This is a genomic window from Salmonella sp. 2018103 (assembly GCF_026247685.1).
In the GTDB taxonomy this organism is placed as follows: Bacteria; Pseudomonadota; Gammaproteobacteria; order Enterobacterales; family Enterobacteriaceae; genus Salmonella; species Salmonella enterica.
Genome location: NZ_CP111029.1, coordinates 1,832,821 through 1,850,136 on the forward strand (window position 1 = coordinate 1,832,821; position 17,316 = coordinate 1,850,136).

The following is a 17,316-nucleotide window of genomic DNA, read 5'->3' on the forward strand; positions in this document are numbered from 1 at the left end:
GGGATATAATGCGTCGTATCACACCTTTTTTTCCGTTTTTCGTCTTGTTGGTAAGCCATTTCTCGCTGGCTATAAGCTATCCGTTGCCGCCCGAAGGCAGTCGTCTGGTAGGACAGCCTGTCACAATCACCGTACCGCAGAACAATACTCAGCCCTTAGAGTCATTTGCCGCCCGCTACGGTCAGGGGCTGAGTAATATGCTTGAAGCGAATCCCGGCGTGGATGTGTTTTTACCTCAGTCTGGTTCCACACTGGTGGTGCCGCAGCAGTTGATTCTGCCTGACACCGTTCGTGAAGGTATTGTGGTAAACGTCGCCGAGATGCGCCTTTATTATTATCCCGCAGGCACGAATACGGTTGAGGTGCTACCTATTGGTATTGGTCAGGCTGGCCGTGAAACGCCGCGCAACTGGGTAACTGCGGTTGAACGCAAACAAGATGGCCCGGTTTGGGTGCCAACGGCTAATACGCGTCGGGAATATGCTAAAGAGGGAAAAACGCTGCCCGCGATGGTGCCTGCGGGGCCGGATAACCCTATGGGGCTATACGCAATATATATCGGCAGGTTATATGCCATCCATGGCACTAATGCTAACTTTGGCATTGGCCTTCGCGTCAGTCAGGGCTGTATCCGTTTACGCAATGACGATATTAAATATTTATTCGACCATGTTCCTGTAGGAACCCGCGTTCAGATTATCGACAGGCCCGTTAAATTTTCGGTAGAGCCGGATGGCAGTCGTTGGCTGGAGGTACACGAACCGCTTTCTCGTAACCGTGCTGAATTTGAGTCAGACAAAAAAGTTCCATTGCCCGTTACGCCAGTGCTGCGCACGTTTATCAAAGGGGATGACGTTGATACTTCGCGGGTTAATGAGGTGCTGGAGCGCCGTTCCGGAATGCCGGTCAACATTAGCGCAGGCAGGTCTGGCCTTTAAATATCCTGCCACATTGCTGGTTTTCATGGGCTGGAGTATCTGTATTAGTAGTGAGTGTCATGGCAGGGGCTCCATTTCTCAGCGAACCGTGAGGCCCCCGATTAAGCTCAAAGTCATAAATCTTTTCTCCGGCATCGCCGGAGATTTTTCATATGCGTTTGCAAGGCCCTCTTATCCACCGCGCCGAGTATTCTTTTCGGTCGAAATGATATTTGAGATACCAGAGGCGGGAACCGCCCGGACTGACAAGCAGAAACAGACCGTGAGAAGCGGTCAGTTTAAAGGGGTTATCAGCAGGCTTGATACTGCGGCTTTGTTGCGTTGGTTAAAGACACAGGATGGTCACTCCATTATCGAACTGAAGTGACCCTAAGTTTCGCCGGATGCGCAGGGAAAACCAGATGCGCATCGGGAGAGATCTTCACGCTAACATCTGTCACAGAAAACCATCATGACAGGCTGCTCGATAAACCGGATCTCAGAAGTGCGATGAAATATTGGCACAGGCAGGCGTCATGTATCGATTTAAGGGGCGTGTATTCCCCCATTCGTTACGCTATGCGTGGGCACAGGATGCAATAAACCATTATCTGGCGCAGGGATTCAGCGAGAAAGAGGCGTTGGCGCAGACAGCAATATGACGACGGACGCGGGCGTTATGTGGCACAGGTTTATGGATGGAAAGGGAATGACTATTGATAATGCGGGTATCCGTCCTTTTCTGGCGTAGAGAATTTCTACGTAGAAATTTTTTGCCCCATTTCCTGTTGATTCAGAGCTATTCATCGATTTAACCAATCCAAATCTTTGCAGGGGCACATGGCATCTGTCATCTATTCTTGTTACTGCGTAACAGTTCCAGCGTTAACGCCAGATATCTATCGCATACTTTATCGTCCATAAGCTGCCACAAGAGAGCCTCTACCAGCATGTTGCTCTGGTCCCGAGTGTAGCGACTTTGTGCGGTTATGCTGGTATTAATGCACATATATGAGAGCTTTTTGGGATAAACCCTGCCGACTATATATATGGTCTTAGCGGGTTGTATCAATGGATATCATTTATGCTGATAGCTGAATCAAAAAATACAAATATTCATCCGGGAAAGCTGATGGCATATTGAAGTTGCATATAATATTCTATGAGGAAACTTTAATGAATGCCAAAATTGTTAAAATGAAAGAGAATACACCTGTTCTGGCAGGGCTGAAAAGACTTTGCCATAGGAAAATGTATTCATTCCACGCTTTGCCTATTTCGAGTCATGGTCAGAGTGATATTGTTGGCGATACCAGAGAATTTCTTTCTGAATGTCTGGAGGGGTCAGCAACTGGTGAACTCTTCGATAATTTCTTTTTCCCTCATGGGATTATTGCTGAATCACAAAAATTGACAGCAAAGCTTTATAATGCTGACGCATCATTTTACATCACCAGTGGAACAAGTACATCTAACCAAATAGCGATCACTGCTCTTTTTGAAAAGGGTCAACGCATTTTGATTGATAAAAATTGTCACCAATCAATTCATTTTCATGCACAAGCAATTGGTGCTGAAGTTCGTTACCTTTGTCCTGATTTGCAGACAATGGATCAGGAAATAAGTGCATGGTCATATGCACACTTAGAAAATACACTCTTATCATTACAGAATGAAGGTAAAGGGTGTGATATTGTGATTCTGACAGCACAGTCCTATGAGGGCATCATTTATGATATTCCACAGGTATTGGCCCATCTTTTGTCAGCTGGTGTGCAGGCTCGAAAATTTTTTATTGATGAGGCATGGGGGAGTCTGAATTATTTTAGTGAAGATACGAGACAGCTAACAGCAATGAATATAGACTCATTGCTCGAGTTATATCCTGACCTCGAAGTGATTTGTACACACTCAGCCCATAAATCTCTCTTTTGCCTTCGTCAGGCCTCAATAATTCATTGTCGTGGAAAAAAAGAACTGGCAGAGAAGATAGAAACAGCTAAATATAGAATCCATACAACTTCTCCTAGTTACCCAATACTGGCTTCTTTGGATGCTGCGCAAGCAATGATGTCAGTAAAGGGGGAAATACTTGCTACACATACTCGCGAGTTAGTTCATGAATTTATTATGGGGGTATCTGATATTGCTGGTCTGGGTGAAAAATCGATTTGCAGGGAGGTATTCAATACACATTGGCATATTCAGTATGACCCAACCAAAATTATGATCGATGTCAGCGCGTTAGGGACAGGTCAAGAAATAAAAACATTGCTCAGCGAACATGATATATATCTAAAGAGATTCATCAATAATTTCATTCTTTTGAATTTTCATATTGGTATTAATAGGGAAGCAATCCGCTGTCTTCTTTCTTCGCTAACAAAAATTAGCAAAGATAATAAGAACAATAAAGAAGAGAACGCAGTTGCCAATAAATTCATTATATCTTACCCACCAGGTGTTCCTCTTGTTTTTCCTGGGGATGTTATTAGCAAAGACGTTAGAAATAAAATAAATGAATGTAAACGGAATGGCTGCCTAATTATTGCTGCCTGATTATATAATTTATACTATCTAAGGAATATCTAAAATGATTACTCTTCGCAGACTGAATGAAATAGCCATTACTCGAGGTAATGATATTTGCATTATTGATAAAGAACGACAATATACGTGGTATGATATTATTCGCCGTACTGAGTCTCGCATTGTCTTTCTCCGTCGGGCATTTAACCCTGAGCAGTTACGGTCTGTTTGCTATTTATCAAAAAATAGTGTCGATCTAATTTGTTGGTTGGCTGCTTTTGCTACTTTAGGAATTCCTGCAAACGGTCTTGACTACTCATTACCTATTGAGACCTTGAGAGGGTTGCTAATTAAAATTAATCCGGGACTAATGTTAGTCTCTTTTAGCCTTTACTCTCCGGATGAACTCAATAAGTTGCATGTCCGTACTATAACCATGCTGGCAGTCGATGCTCCAACTGATCCAGTTATTGGCAGTATAGGTGAATTTCATCACCCTGAATTGGAAAGTCTACTTGCGACACATATTCCTGCACCATTTCGCTCAGTTTCACTAACTTCAGGAACCAGTTCAGCACCTAAAATCGTATTACGCTACAACTCTTTTGATGCCCGGCGTTTCGACTGGTTTACTCAGCGATTCAACTTCACGCACCACGATGGTTTCCTGCTTATCTTACCCCTTTATCATGCAGCAGGAAATGGCTGGGCAAGGATGTTTATGGGGCTTGGGGCTTCTTTACATTTGGTGGATCAGGATGATGAATCTGCTCTTATTCAGGCACTTTCTCTCAACTCCGTAAAGGCTACAGTGATGACACCTAATCTGGTTTCCCGTCTCACTAAACTCGCCAGTGAAACAGTTTTACATCATTACTTGCGTTGGGTTTTGGTTGGTGGAAGCTATTTTCCAGTAAAAAGCAAAATAGCTGCATATACCCACTTGGGACATATTTTTAACGAGTATTACGGGTGTACCGAAACTGGGGTGAACGTTCTTTCTGAGTCTTCAGATATGTTTGAGTGTCCAGGTAGCGTGGGGAGAGCCTTTGACGGTAATAAAATCAGAATATTGGATGAGGATAATGTACCACTGAAAGCAGGCAATAGGGGAAGAATAGCTGTAGCCAGTTATATGCTTATGGATGAATACGGTGATGGCAGTAGGCCTTTCATTGAAATAGACAGTGAACGCTATTTTTTGATGGCTGACTACGGATATCTTGACGATAATGGACGACTATTCTTGATGAATCGTAATAGTGAAATAAAGTGTGAGCAAGACATTTATCATATTGAGGAACATTTACGTGCACTCCCCTGTATTACAGATGTGGCACTCATACCAATAAGACAACAAAATAAAGATCATATCAGGTGCATATTTAGCGCTAAACATATAAATGAAGATGATGTTTCTTTTATTATGGATGAAATAAAAAATAAAATTAATCATATCGGGGTGACTGATTTCACCGCACATATGGTTGATAAAATACCTTATAGCCCGAGTGGGAAAGTCCGTTTCAGCGAGATAGTCCAAACTCTGACAGCAGCATAAGTATCCGATATCATAATTTCTTATATAGATATCAATATTAACGAATGGCTATTTTTGAAGTGTTGTGAAAATGTAAGATACAACATCCATGATAACTATCTTTTTAATGTAAGGTGAAAAATATGAATTCATATCTGAAAGGGTTACTCTGTTGCTTATTAGCTACAGTGTCATGGGGGGGGATGTTCCCGGTAATGACACATGCTCTAACTTATATTGATCCGTTTAATTTTACTACTTTTCGCTATGGGATTGCGGGTATTGCCTTTGCATTGTTATTGCTATTTCGTGAAGGCCAAAATTCATTCCGGTTAAAAGGAGAGCGCTGGGGGTTGGCTTGGTTGTTTGGTACGCTGGGTTTTGCTGGTTTTGGTTTTCTGGTCTTTCTGGGCCAGTCGCTTGCGGGGCCCGGGGGGGCACTTACTGCATCCATTATGATGGCTACTATGCCGATGTTAGGGCTTCTGACTATCTGGGCTCTGAAGAAAGTACGTCCTCACGCCAGTACTATGTCTTTTATCCTGCTGTCTTTTAGTGGTGTCGTCCTGGTTATTACCAATGGTGATGTCTTTGCCGTCCTTAATTCACCTATTAGCCTTGCTGCAAATCTGCTACTTATCGCTGGAGCATTGTGTTGGGTACTGTATACCATTGGTGGAAGCTATTTTCCGGGCTGGAGCCCGTTACGTTATACAACTATGACCACGCTGTTGGGGATGATTAGTGTTGTATTAATTGATTTGTTTCTGGTTGGATCGGGTGCAATTTCTGTACCGAGTGCAGCGTCGATAATAACTATTGTTCCTCATCTATTTTATATGGCTCTGGTGGCTGGTCTGGTGGCCGTGCTGTGCTGGAATGTTGGTAATCGCATAATTACTCCAACAAATGGTGTGCTCTTTATGGATGTTGTTCCCATTACCGCTTTTATTGTTTCAGCTCTAAATGGCGTTGTGCCAACAAACATGCAAATTATCGGGGCCGTAATCACAGCTATGGCTCTTGTACTCAACAACCTGAACCAACGTAAACTCGCGATGTTGGCAACCCAGGCTAATACCCTGAAGGCATCGACTAGTCACTAATAGAGATATTGCACCTTTTTTTGAAGAGCTGGTGCAATTATAAGTCTACAGATGACATTTTATTTACTGATAAGTAATGGATGAATTATGGCTATTAAAGTAGGTATTAATGGTTTTGGGCGTATCGGTCGCACGGTTTTTCGTGAAGCGCAAAAACGCTCTGATATAGAAATTGTGGCAATTAACGATCTGTTAGATGTTAACTATATGGCGTATATGCTGAAGTATGACTCCACTCATGGTCGCTTTGATGGCACTATTGAAGTAGATAATGGTCAGTTAATTGTTAACGGTAAAATAATCCGTGTTACCACTGAACGCGATCCGAATAACCTGAAATGGGGTGAGATCGGTGTTGATGTTGTTGCTGAAGCAACCGGTATTTTCCTGACCGATGAAACTGCTCGCAAGCATATCACTTCTGGTGCAAGGAAAGTTGTTCTGACTGGTCCGTCAAAAGACAATACTCCAATGTTTGTGAAGGGAGTAAACTTTGACAAGTATAGAGGGCAGGATATTGTTTCGAATACATCATGTACAACTAACTGTTTGGCTCCACTGGCCAAAGTCATCAACGACAACTTTGGAATCATTGAGGGGTTAATGACCACCGTCCACGCAACCACGGCGACCCAGAAAACCGTTGACGGCCCGTCTCATAAAGACTGGCGTGGTGGTCGCGGTGCGGCTCAGAACATCATCCCTTCCTCTACTGGTGCAGCTAAAGCCGTAGGTAAAGTTCTACCGGAACTGAACGGAAAATTGACGGGCATGGCGTTCCGCATTCCGACTCCTAACGTTTCTGTTGTTGATCTGACTGTTCGCCTGGAAAAAGCGGCTTCTTATGAAGATATTAAGAAAGTAATCAAGGCTGCTTCTGAAGGCTCAATGAAAGGCATTCTGGGTTACACTGAAGATGACGTTGTTTCTACAGACTTCAATGGTGAAGTTTGTACTTCCGTGTTCGATGCAAAAGCAAGTATTGCTTTGAACGACAACTTCGTAAAACTGGTTTCCTGGTATGATAATGAAACTGGTTACTCAAATAAGGTTCTGGACTTAATCACCCATATTTCCAGATAAGCTAAGATAACCAACGGTTCTAAAAAGGCAGCTTCGGCCGCCTTTTTAGTTCTTATAATATAATTCATATTCCTGAGAGTCAGACTACTTTCTCTTACCCTGGCCTGATGTTGCAATGTTATCTTCAATATGAATTGAAGTTATGATAATCAAGCTGGCACTTGCCAGATATCTTTCACCGTTGCAATTAGTGCAGATAAGACAGAAGATTTCTCTTTTTCACGATCCCAAAGGAAACAAAGCTGGCTCACTGTCTTTTCTCCCGGCCAGATATAAATCTCCTCATTATCCTGAAGAGCTAGAGCGATATCTTCTCTCATCAGAGTTATCCCTGCTCCCATTGCTACCAATTCAGCTAGCGTTTTTTCCTGATCAACTATAATGGATGCCTTTACAGTGACATCATGTCGTTCAAAGAAAGACTTTGTTATAGCAGTAAAGGAGCATTTTTCTGGGGTAGCAATCCAGGGTAACTCCTGTAGTTGCTCCCAACCTGCTTTTTCAAGCTGGGATTTCCAGGCCCATGGACCTACAAGGCAGAGCGTTACAGAAGAAACAGGAATAATCCCTAACTGAGAGTCATTAACTTCCCCAATGACAAAGCCAGCATCGAGCTTACCGTTCTTAATGTCTTCAATAATATACCCCGAAATATTCTGCTGGATCGTCAAACTGACATTCTGGTGCCGCAGCCGTAGTTGTGATAGTACTAATGGTAGATTAAGGATTACTGGAACTGAAATAGTGCCTAAGGCACAGTTCTCTATATTATGAAGTGTACGGGCTTTATTTACAAATTTGTTTGCGGCATCAAGTGCAAGACGTGCTTCATCTCTCATGATGAGACCTGTAGAGGTCAGCTCCATGCCTCTGGGGGTGCGTTTGAATAGCTTTACATTGAACTCGGTTTCAAGTTGCTTTATATGGGCGCTTACCGCTGGTTGACTTAGGTAGAGAAGTCCTGCTGCGCGAGTCAGGCTGGCGGTTTCCGCAACGGTAACAAATGTTTTAAGCTGGTTAAGATCCATTGTATCCTCCGTTCGAATCGGCAGGAAAAATTACTGCTTCTTATTAATATGGATTTTATAGTAATCTTTATTTATCGGCTTTCCTATATCTTCGTTAAAATTTATATAACCATTTGAATTTGTTAAAAAATAGTGTCTAATGACTTGGGTGATGCAATACGCAATCGTTTAATTCGATCGTTTCCTTAGATCGTCGCTTATATATTTATATGATTTATATTTTATATAGTTTATATTTTCTGTGATTAAATAAATCACATGTATTTATTTAAAGTTATAGAGAAGACCAGATTTTAGGCAGATCTCATTCCTCTCTAATATTGGGTGTAATCTGGTGCAAAAAAACCGTATTGATAGATAAACACCTGAAAATATTCTACCAGAATAATTTTAGGCATCTACTGACTAATTTATACGAGAATAATTGGCGAAGGCTATTTTTGCCGTAGGATGCAGACTGGCATACGTCAGGAAAAAGGCCAGGAATCTAAAAGGCTAAAAGCCAAAAGGTCAGAACTGGCGCAGTTCAGTGATGTTGATTCATCGTTAAAACCTCAGATTATTACCGCTGTAATAATCTGAGGTTTTGACTGTCAATAAGTGTACTTCCGGAGGCAGTCTGCAAAAAAGTCACCTGAGTGTTGAGCACAGGTGACTTTGTTTTCAGTAAGTTAACGATTACACCGTAATCGCCACTATATTATGACTCCCGCTTTTGTTGTCGGGTATAGATATAGGGTGCAACACAGCCTTCACGATTAGCGTCCAGGTAATCCGACCACCATTGCATCATCGCCTTACGTGCATCGAGGTGTTCCGCTTTGTGAATATAGGCCGCCCTGACGCTGCTACGCTCCTGGTGGCTCATCTGCCTCTCCACTGCGTCGCGCGACCATCGCTCAGATTCCACCAGTGCGCTACAGGCCATAGCCCGCAAACCATACCCGCAGATATCAGTTTTTGTGTCATAACCCATCAGACGCAATGCCTGGTTGATGGTGTTTTCACTCATTGGTTTATGCGGGTTATGGTCGCCGGGAAACACCAGATCCAGATGGCCGGAGATTTCCTTTATCTGCTTCAGAATGGCAAGCGCCTGCCGGGACAGCGGCATAATATGCGGAGTACGCATTTTTGCGCCACGCCCGGCGTAACGTACTTTGTCGATCGCCTCACGGGTGGCGGGGATGGTCCAGATTTTGTTTCTGAAATCAAGCTCACCTCAGCGGGCAAAACGCAGCTCGCTGGAGCGGATAAACAGATGCAGAGTCAGCTTCACTGCCAGCTGGGTTAATTCCCGGCCCTGCTGATAACCATCAATGCACAGGAGCAGTTCAGATAACGGCTCCAGCGGCAGAGCGGGATAGTGATTTTTAACCGGAGGAGTGGTGACGCCTTCCAGATTCAGAGCTGGATTGTTTTCAGTCAGCCCCTGCTGCACGGCGTAACGCATGATGTTACAAAGTTGCTGCCGGGTACGGGACGCGACTTCCAGAAAGCCTTTATCATCGATAATTCTCAGTAACGCAGTGAAATGCTGAGTTTTCAGTAGAGTGGTGGGCAGATGGCCGATAGCCAGAAAAATGTGGTTGTTCATGCTGGCGAGCAGACGGGCGGCATAATCCGCCGACTATTTTTTATTGCTCTTATGCCAGGCCAACGCCACGGCTTTAAAACATTTATCCGGGGAGCTGGTAATCCGTGCGTCGGTTCGTTGCTGAGCGGGGTTAATTTTCCGGGCCAGAAGTTTACGGATACCTTCGCGCCGTTGTCGGGCATCGGAAAGGGAAGCCTGAGGGTACGGGCCTAACGCAATGCGGGATTCTTTTCGATTTTGAGATACCAGAGGCGGGAACCGCCCGGATTGATAAGCAGATACAGACCGTGTGAATCAGTCAGTTTAAAGGGTTTATCAGATGGCTTGATACTACGGATTTTCGCGTCGGACAGGGACATATGGTGGTCACTCCATTATCGAACTGAAATGACCCCAAATCAGACCACCAATTTCGCCGGATGCGCAGGGAAAACCAGATACGCATCGGGAAAGATTTTCACGCTAACTTATTGAAATCTAATTAAATAGGAATTTATAAGCACGCCTGAAAACAGGAATTTGGCTCCTCTGACTGGACTCGAACCAGTGACATACGGATTAACAGTCCGCCGTTCTACCGACTGAACTACAGAGGAATCGTGTGGGGTCGTATATTAGCGGCGGAAAAATTTTTGTCAAACCCCATTTAACCCCTTACAGATTCGATTGCGGGTTATCTCATCACTTTGTTGCATTTGCAGACATTTTTTCTGCAAAAAGCTTTGCAGCCTTACGATTTCTCGCTCATTATTGAAATGTGGTTTCAACTCTCTTCTTTAAGGTCCATTTTGAACGTCTCCACTGCCTTACGCCAGGTTGTCGTCCGTACGCCCTGGTATGCCAAACGCAAGAGCTACAAAGTGTTGTTCTGGCGTGAAATCACCCCACTTGCTATCCCCATTTTTCTGGAAAATACCTGTGTTTTGCTAATGGGCGTGCTCAGTACTTTTCTCGTCAGTTGGCTGGGCAAGGAAGCAATGGCGGGCGTGGGGCTTGCCGACAGTTTTAATATGGTAATTATGGCTTTTTTTGCGGCTATCGATCTTGGTACTACGGTGGTGGTCGCCTTTAGCCTCGGCAAGCGCGACAGGCGACGGGCAAGGGCGGCGGCGCGCCAGTCGCTGGTGATTATGACGCTATTTGCCGTTGTGCTGGCAGTGGTCATTCATTATTTCGGCAGTGAAATTATTAATATTGTCGCAGGCGAGGCGACGCCAGAAGTAAAGGGGCTGGCGTTAACGTACCTTGAACTGACGGTGCTGAGTTATCCGGCTGCGGCAATTGCGCTAATCGGTAGCGGCGCGCTGCGTGGGGCAGGGAATACGAAAATCCCGTTGATGATTAACGGCGGGATGAACATTCTCAATATTATCATCAGCAGCATCCTGATTTACGGGGCTTTCTCCTGGCAAGGGCTGGGTTTTGCCGGCGCGGGGCTGGGATTAACCATTTCGCGCTATATCGGCGCGGTAGCGATTATTTGGGTGCTGATGATTGGTTTTAATCCGGCGCTGCGCATTCCGCTGAAAAGCTATCTGAAGCCGCTGAATTTCGGCATTATCTGGGAAGTGATGGGTATCGGTATTCCGGCGAGCATTGAATCAGTGCTGTTCAACGGTGGCAAGCTACTGACACAAATGTTTGTCGCCGGAATGGGCACTAACGTTATTGCGGGTAACTTTATTGCCTTTTCCGTGGCGGCGCTTATCAACCTGCCGGGTAACGCCCTTGGTTCGGCGTCGACTATTATCACCGGTAAGCGTCTTGGTACCGGACAAATTGGTCAGGCAGAGCGTCAACTGCGCCATGTATTCTGGATGTCGACTATCGTACTTACGGCAATCGCCTGGGGGACAGCGCCGTTCGCGGGTCTGTTTGCCTCATTTTATACCCAGGAGCAGGACGTAAAAGAGGTAGTGAAAGTTCTGCTCTGGCTTAATGCTGCCTTTATGCCAATTTGGGCGGCCGCGTGGGTGTTGCCGTCGGGTTTTAAAGGCGCGCGCGATGTGCGATTTGCGATGTGGGTATCGATGCTGGGGATGTGGGGCTGTCGCGTTGTGGCAGGGTATACGCTTGGTATTGTGCTGGGTATGGGGGTTGTAGGGGTTTGGCTGGGGATGTTTCTTGACTGGGCCGTGCGCGGCGCACTGTTTTACTGGCGTCTGGTAAGCGGGCGCTGGCTGTGGAGATACCCGCGCGTAAAGAGGGAGTAAGCGCTTTTTGCTGTGAAAATCATCAGGAAACGGTGAATTTTAACCGAAGTGTGGAATAAAACAGCAAACGAACTTTTTTTGTGAAAACAGGCTTTGACAAGCCAGGGGCACCTCGTTAATATTCGCCCCGTTCACACGATTCCTCTGTAGTTCAGTCGGTAGAACGGCGGACTGTTAATCCGTATGTCACTGGTTCGAGTCCAGTCAGAGGAGCCAGATTTTAGTTTCGGGACATCCTGGTGAGTCCGGAGACGTTTAAAAAACAAGAAATTATCTTTACCCGGTTGACCTGAGAAGGTTTGCCGGGTTTTTTGACATCCATAGTTTCTTGAGGGCTTAATCGGAGGCTTCACGGTTCGTTGGAAAAATGGAGCCCCCGCCGATGGCATTAACCGATACCGCTATCCGCAAGATCAAACCCGTATCAGTATGCTGACATATAGATGTGTTCGGTTCAAACGGAGCGATCACACAAGCTTGCCAGGTGATGCCCCTGGTGGGAATCGCGACTGTCTCTTTCATCTGATTTCAGATATTTTCCGTGATCTTGATCCGTTCTTTCCCAAAAGATTGATTTCTTTCATTCGAAACAAGGCTGTACAATAAGTAAACCAAAATAGCAGCTATAGAGTTTCTAATGGATACAGTAGAAGAACTAAATGGAACATACTTCTATGCAGGAAAATCCAATCTGAATGCTGCCGAACTTCTGTTTATGATTTTTTGTGAGAATACCGCAAGCCAGTTTGGGATTGGTGTTGCAGATTTCGGGGCCGTTGTTGCTCTGGTATCAGGTCGCAATAATCTCTGGACAAGGGCGAAACCCGCTGGAGCGACTAAAGGCACATCATACGCGTCCAGGACTGCACGTGCAGTGTTTAAAAAGTCAAAATTTCCCTTTGGAATATCCCTTCCGACATGGTTAGGGCGGTTACACCCCGTGGACAGCCAGACGTGTTATGGTTCGTAACATTGCGCCGTTTGTTGGACGTTCCATTCCTTTGATCGGGGAAATTATCCTTGCCGCAGATGTGTCACAAATAACATATCGCACTATACGCGACTACAATACCATTGCTCGGGGCAATGATAAGTTATGGTAGACAATATTGAACAGCAAGTTTACGAGCTTGTACGGCCTTATGTTGGCACATATCTGTTCAACATTAAGCAAGTGGAATTAACACCAGAGATTGACCTTGATACTGATCTGAGCATTGATGAACTTGAAGCCGAAGATCTCATGAATAAATTCTTCGAGAAACTCAATGTCGAGCGAGGTAACTTCAGAATAGAAACCTATTTTCCTAATTACCCTTTTTCATGGCATCCGTTCAAGAAAACGGAGCCTGTACCCGTCCCAGATTTCACTATCAGCATGCTGATCGAGTCAGCAAAAGCCGGGAAATGGTTATATGACTAATTGTAATGAACTTAACAAATGGCTGTACCAGTACCCTTCTTTTTGAGCGATGATGGTGGCGCTAAGATAGTTCTCTTTTCTTTTTAAAGGGTTCATGTTTACTGCCGCCGCCCTTACGCTAACCCTTTTAGTTTCTTCCTTTGCTGTCATACTATCGAATGACGTGCCTCACCTGTGAACGCTAAGGAGAATAATATGGAAAATAAAGGCACAAACCTGACGCCCGAGCAGGCGCTGGATCGCCTGGAGGAGCTGTACGAGCAGTCGGTTAACGCGCTCCGTGAAGCCATCGCTGACTATGTTGATAACGGCACGCTGCCCGATCCCCATGCCAGGCTTAACGGACTGTTTGTTTATCCTTCGCTGTCTGTAAGCTGGGATGGCGCGACACCGAACCCGCCTAAAACACGCGCTTTTGGACGCTTTACTCATCCCGGCTGTTATACCACTACCGTTACGCGGCCTGCGCTATTTCGCGCTTATCTTCTGGAACAGCTTAACCTCGTTTATCATGATTATGGCGCGCATATTGCGGTGGAGGCCTCGCACCATGAGATCCCGTATCCTTACGTGATTGACGGCTCAGCTCTGACGCTGGATCGTTCTATGAGCGCCGGGCTAACGCGCCATTTTCCTACCACAGAACTGGCGCAGATTGGCGATGAGACGGCAGACGGTCTGTTCCACCCCGGCGAATTCTATCCGTTATCGCACTTCGACGCGCGTCGTGTTGACTTCTCGTTGGCCCGGTTACGGCACTATACCGGTACGCCGGTTGAACATTTTCAGCCCTTCGTTTTGTTTACCAACTACACCCGCTATGTCGATGAGTTTGTGCGCTGGGGATGCAGCCAAATTCTTGATCCTGACAGCCCCTATATCGCGCTTTCCTGTGCCGGCGGAATTTGGATCACGGCAGAAACGGAAGCGCCGGAAGAGGCTATTTCCGATCTGGCCTGGAAGAAGCATCAGATGCCCGCCTGGCACCTGGTAACGGCAGATGGGCAGGGGATTACGCTGGTAAATATTGGTGTCGGCCCTTCAAATGCTAAAACGATTTGCGACCATTTGGCCGTGTTGCGGCCTGACGTCTGGCTTATGATTGGGCACTGTGGAGGGTTACGAGAAAGTCAGGCGATTGGCGATTATGTGCTGGCCCATGCCTACTTACGCGATGATCATGTGCTGGATGCTGTTCTGCCGCCTGATATTCCTATTCCAAGCATTGCGGAAGTACAGCGTGCGCTGTACGACGCTACCAAAGCGGTTAGCGGAATGCCCGGCGAAGAGGTGAAACAGCGACTGCGCACGGGAACAGTCGTCACCACGGATGATCGTAACTGGGAGCTTCGTTATTCCGCATCGGCGCTGCGATTCAACCTTAGCCGCGCGGTTGCGATTGATATGGAGAGCGCGACGATTGCAGCCCAGGGCTATCGCTTTCGTGTGCCTTACGGCACGTTGCTTTGTGTTTCTGACAAACCTTTACACGGTGAAATTAAACTGCCCGGGCAGGCAAACCGGTTTTATGAGGGGGCTATTTCAGAACATTTGCAAATTGGTATTCGTGCTATTGATTTGCTACGCGCAGAAGGTGATCGTTTGCACTCACGTAAATTACGCACGTTTAATGAGCCACCGTTTCGCTAACGAAATGAGCTGTCGCCTGCTGTTGGACAGGAGCGGAAGAGGCGTATTTATATGATATGGAAAGTGGCTGAATGAAGCCTTAGCGGGAGGCGATTCCGCATCCCGCTAAGGCCTTATTGTGCCGCGAGCTTCATCACCATCGCCGGAGACCTGTCGCCGATAATCACGTCTACGCCAGGAAACGCGCCGGAAGGCGAAAACATTGCGCCACACTTCACGCTCCTTGAGCGCCTGACCCACAAGCCCGGATTGACAAGCAGATACAATCGTGTGAATCGATCAGTTTAAAGGGGTTATCAAAAGGCTTGATACTGCGGATTTTCGTGTCGGACAGGAATATAGGGTGGTCACGCCATTATCGAACTGAAATGGCCCCAAATCAGACCACTAATTTCGCCGGATACGCAGGAAAAACCAGACACACATCGGGAAAGATTTTCACGCTAACTTATTGGAACCTAACTGAATAGTGACTTATAAGTACGCCTGAAAACAGGAATTTGGCTCCTCTGACTGGACTCGAACCAGTGACATACGGATTAACAGTCCGCCGTTCTACCGACTGAACTACAGAGGAATCGTGTGAACGGGGCGCATAGTAACGATGTGCGATCGGCTTGTCAAAGGGGGAAATAAGATTGCGCGTTTGTTTGCTGACAAAAACAACAAAGCGTTGAAGTTTTGATCTAATCCCTGCTTTGCCCCGGCATGGCGCAACTTTGTCTGTAATTACACAAGTCAAATTCTCCTGACGGACTTTTTCATCAGCCTGTTTTTGCGTTCGGGTCAATCCCCTGAGCCAGCTACCTTTTAGCCTCGTCACGGCGTTATCTGGCATCGGCAAGCGATACAGCAGGGTAAACCCCAATGGAAAACACCTCCTGATTGCCATAATAGCGGTAGCCCAACAGCCAGTATTTCGAACCGATAGAGGCCAAACCCGTCAGTGAGCTTGACAGCCTTTTCCGCTGGTCTGGCATTTTTTACTTTGGTATCAGTCAGTGACATGACGGTTCCCTCGGCGTACCGATAAAACGCAAATCGAACCAGCTTTACCAGCAAAAGGGTATGGCTTCGAATGATTTTTAGTGAACGAGGGTGAACCTGAAGAAGGAGATAACCAGTTGATATAAATGCAGAAAGCAGACGTCAGTGAACGTCTGCTTCCCTAAATTTGGCTCCTCTGACTGGACTCGAACCAGTGACATACGGATTAACAGTCCGCCGTTCTACCGACTGAACTACAGAGGAATTGTTTCAACGAGGCGCATAATACTGGGCCCGCTATAACGTGTCAACAGTAAAATTAACGCGCCAATTCAATTGGTTAATTAACCCACAAAGTGAGGAATTAATGTTCGGATTCCTCGCCGTAGTCGCCTTCGGCAGCGTTTACCCGTAAGCGCTGAGAAGGATCCTGGCGATAGAACTGGCAAAAACGCTGCCATAGCGCCGGGAAACGTGGAGCAAACAGTTCTGGCGCGCTGAAAAAATACTCTGACAACACGGCAAAACATTCTGCAGGGTCGGTGGCGGCATAGGCATCTATACTGGCAGCGCTTTCGCCAACAAGATCGATTTCATCCTGAATATTATTCATTGCCGCGTGGAGATCGTGTTCCCAGCCAGCCACATCGCGCAACGGGATGAAAGGGATGCCGCTGGCGCGATCGCCATTACGCATATCCAGTTTGTGCGCGACTTCATGAATAATGAGGTTGAAACCTGAAGCATCGAACGAGTCCTGGATATCCAGCCAGTTCAGAATGATGGGCCCTTGTTGCCAGCTTTGCCCCGACTGTACGACACGCTGGCTGTGCACCAGACCTATGTCATCTTCCCATTCATCATCTACCACAAAGGGCGCGGGATAAATGAGCACTTCATGAAAACCATCAAGCCACTCAATACCGAGCTCCAGGATCGGTAAGCAAAAAATTAACGCAATACGTGCACTTTTTAACGAGTCGAGCTCAAATCCCTGTAGCGCTACCAGTCTTTTCTGCTGCAAAAAACGTTCGGCTAGCGCAATAAGCCGAGCCTGTTCTTGCGCGGTGAGGTTTACCAGAAGAGGTATAGCCAGCGCATCATCCCACGGCCAGTCTTCGTTCTGGGTTATTTCTTGTGCTTTCCAGGGCCACTTAATCATCGTTTTGCTCGTAAACTCGTCACTTGAACAAAATTACCCGAATAGGGTCTGTTAAAATGCCAAATTACCTGGCATCATTGC

General features: G+C 46.1%; 11 protein-coding genes, 4 tRNA genes and 5 pseudogenes. 11 read left to right on the forward strand and 9 right to left on the reverse strand.

Translation table 11 applies throughout. From position 1 onward, the window contains the following. Nucleotides 1-8 precede the first annotated feature (8 nt). Nucleotides 9-938: a L,D-transpeptidase gene (ldtA, locus tag OLG56_RS08700; protein WP_001252827.1), complete on the forward strand. Its 930-nt coding sequence runs from the start codon at nt 9-11 to the stop codon at nt 936-938. Between the two features lie 190 nt (nt 939-1,128). On the opposite strand, the pseudogene OLG56_RS22290 reads toward ldtA, so the two are convergent. Continuing rightward, nucleotides 1,129-1,242 (reverse strand): annotated as a pseudogene (locus OLG56_RS22290) (Arm DNA-binding domain-containing protein); the annotation flags it as partial. 131 nt (nt 1,243-1,373) lie between these two features. Here OLG56_RS22290 and OLG56_RS08705 point away from each other — a divergent pair. The 5 genes and pseudogenes from OLG56_RS08705 to gapA form a co-directional block, all read left to right on the forward strand. Further along, a pseudogene (locus OLG56_RS08705) lies at nt 1,374-1,637 on the forward strand (integrase domain-containing protein); the annotation flags it as partial. A 456-nt stretch (nt 1,638-2,093) separates the two neighbouring features. Continuing rightward, a complete protein-coding gene (locus tag OLG56_RS08710) occupies nt 2,094-3,476 on the forward strand; it encodes an aminotransferase class I/II-fold pyridoxal phosphate-dependent enzyme (protein WP_000992186.1) in 1,383 nt (460 codons plus the stop codon). A 34-nt stretch (nt 3,477-3,510) separates the two neighbouring features. After that, nucleotides 3,511-5,007 carry a class I adenylate-forming enzyme family protein gene (locus OLG56_RS08715; RefSeq protein ID WP_000631806.1) on the forward strand — a complete coding sequence of 499 codons (1,497 nt, stop codon included), beginning with the start codon at nt 3,511-3,513 and terminating at the stop codon, nt 5,005-5,007. A 122-nt stretch (nt 5,008-5,129) separates the two neighbouring features. Then, nucleotides 5,130-6,092, forward strand: coding sequence for a DMT family transporter (locus OLG56_RS08720; protein WP_001530996.1), 963 nt, complete (start codon nt 5,130-5,132; stop codon nt 6,090-6,092). Nucleotides 6,093-6,179: 87 nt separating this feature from the next. Then, entirely contained in the window at nt 6,180-7,175 is a 996-nt protein-coding gene (gapA, locus tag OLG56_RS08725; protein WP_000985846.1) for a glyceraldehyde-3-phosphate dehydrogenase, read from the forward strand. A gap of 149 nt (nt 7,176-7,324) precedes the next feature. Here the strand turns inward: gapA and OLG56_RS08730 are convergent, their stop codons facing one another. From OLG56_RS08730 to OLG56_RS08740, 3 genes and pseudogenes are all read right to left on the reverse strand, one after another. Continuing rightward, nucleotides 7,325-8,203: a LysR family transcriptional regulator gene (locus OLG56_RS08730; protein ID WP_000365361.1), complete on the reverse strand. Its 879-nt coding sequence runs from the start codon at nt 8,201-8,203 to the stop codon at nt 7,325-7,327. A 700-nt stretch (nt 8,204-8,903) separates the two neighbouring features. Beyond that, nucleotides 8,904-10,159, reverse strand: a pseudogene (locus tag OLG56_RS22295) (tyrosine-type recombinase/integrase). Between the two features lie 161 nt (nt 10,160-10,320). Beyond that, a tRNA-Asn gene (locus OLG56_RS08740) sits at nt 10,321-10,396 on the reverse strand. A gap of 159 nt (nt 10,397-10,555) precedes the next feature. Between OLG56_RS08740 and OLG56_RS08745 the strand changes: the two genes are divergently transcribed. From OLG56_RS08745 to OLG56_RS08760, 4 genes and pseudogenes are all read left to right on the forward strand, one after another. Beyond that, nucleotides 10,556-12,013: an EmmdR/YeeO family multidrug/toxin efflux MATE transporter gene (locus OLG56_RS08745; protein WP_001542574.1), complete on the forward strand. Its 1,458-nt coding sequence runs from the start codon at nt 10,556-10,558 to the stop codon at nt 12,011-12,013. Between the two features lie 140 nt (nt 12,014-12,153). Further along, nucleotides 12,154-12,229 (forward strand) — tRNA-Asn (locus tag OLG56_RS08750). Nucleotides 12,230-12,650: 421 nt separating this feature from the next. Beyond that, a pseudogene (locus OLG56_RS08755) lies at nt 12,651-13,116 on the forward strand (STM2901 family protein). Then, complete coding sequence (locus tag OLG56_RS08760) at nt 13,110-13,436, forward strand: DUF1493 family protein (protein WP_000228163.1); 327 nt, start codon at nt 13,110-13,112, stop codon at nt 13,434-13,436. The pseudogene OLG56_RS08755 and the gene OLG56_RS08760 overlap by 7 nt, the downstream one beginning before the upstream one ends. Here OLG56_RS08760 and OLG56_RS08765 read toward each other — a convergent pair. After that, nucleotides 13,425-13,586 carry a hypothetical protein gene (locus OLG56_RS08765; protein WP_001531298.1) on the reverse strand — a complete coding sequence of 54 codons (162 nt, stop codon included), beginning with the start codon at nt 13,584-13,586 and terminating at the stop codon, nt 13,425-13,427. The genes OLG56_RS08760 and OLG56_RS08765 overlap by 12 nt on opposite strands. A 45-nt stretch (nt 13,587-13,631) precedes the next feature. Between OLG56_RS08765 and OLG56_RS08770 the strand changes: the two genes are divergently transcribed. Further along, a complete protein-coding gene (locus OLG56_RS08770; RefSeq protein WP_000428191.1) occupies nt 13,632-15,086 on the forward strand; it encodes an AMP nucleosidase in 1,455 nt (484 codons plus the stop codon). A 501-nt stretch (nt 15,087-15,587) separates the two neighbouring features. Here OLG56_RS08770 and OLG56_RS08775 read toward each other — a convergent pair. From OLG56_RS08775 to mtfA, 4 genes and pseudogenes are all read right to left on the reverse strand, one after another. Beyond that, nucleotides 15,588-15,663 (reverse strand) — tRNA-Asn (locus OLG56_RS08775). Nucleotides 15,664-15,831: 168 nt separating this feature from the next. Further along, nucleotides 15,832-16,094, reverse strand: a pseudogene (locus OLG56_RS08780) (Arm DNA-binding domain-containing protein); the annotation flags it as partial. 167 nt (nt 16,095-16,261) lie between these two features. Next, nucleotides 16,262-16,337 (reverse strand) — tRNA-Asn (locus OLG56_RS08785). 100 nt (nt 16,338-16,437) lie between these two features. After that, a complete protein-coding gene (gene mtfA / locus OLG56_RS08790) occupies nt 16,438-17,235 on the reverse strand; it encodes a DgsA anti-repressor MtfA (RefSeq protein ID WP_000598918.1) in 798 nt (265 codons plus the stop codon). Nucleotides 17,236-17,316 lie beyond the last annotated feature (81 nt).

What these genes read in the sequence shown, in the direction of transcription:
- OLG56_RS08765 (WP_001531298.1), bottom strand. Translation starts at nt 13,586, where the DNA reads ATGACAGCAAAGGAAGAAACTAAAAGGGTTAGCGTAAGGGCGGCGGCA.
- OLG56_RS08715 (WP_000631806.1), top strand. Translation starts at nt 3,511, where the DNA reads ATGATTACTCTTCGCAGACTGAATGAAATAGCCATTACTCGAGGTAAT.
- OLG56_RS08770 (WP_000428191.1), top strand. Translation starts at nt 13,632, where the DNA reads ATGGAAAATAAAGGCACAAACCTGACGCCCGAGCAGGCGCTGGATCGC.
- mtfA (WP_000598918.1), bottom strand. Translation starts at nt 17,235, where the DNA reads ATGATTAAGTGGCCCTGGAAAGCACAAGAAATAACCCAGAACGAAGAC.
- ldtA (WP_001252827.1), top strand. Translation starts at nt 9, where the DNA reads ATGCGTCGTATCACACCTTTTTTTCCGTTTTTCGTCTTGTTGGTAAGC.
- OLG56_RS08710 (WP_000992186.1), top strand. Translation starts at nt 2,094, where the DNA reads ATGAATGCCAAAATTGTTAAAATGAAAGAGAATACACCTGTTCTGGCA.
- OLG56_RS08720 (WP_001530996.1), top strand. Translation starts at nt 5,130, where the DNA reads ATGAATTCATATCTGAAAGGGTTACTCTGTTGCTTATTAGCTACAGTG.
- gapA (WP_000985846.1), top strand. Translation starts at nt 6,180, where the DNA reads ATGGCTATTAAAGTAGGTATTAATGGTTTTGGGCGTATCGGTCGCACG.
- OLG56_RS08730 (WP_000365361.1), bottom strand. Translation starts at nt 8,203, where the DNA reads ATGGATCTTAACCAGCTTAAAACATTTGTTACCGTTGCGGAAACCGCC.
- OLG56_RS08760 (WP_000228163.1), top strand. Translation starts at nt 13,110, where the DNA reads ATGGTAGACAATATTGAACAGCAAGTTTACGAGCTTGTACGGCCTTAT.
- OLG56_RS08745 (WP_001542574.1), top strand. Translation starts at nt 10,556, where the DNA reads ATGTGGTTTCAACTCTCTTCTTTAAGGTCCATTTTGAACGTCTCCACT.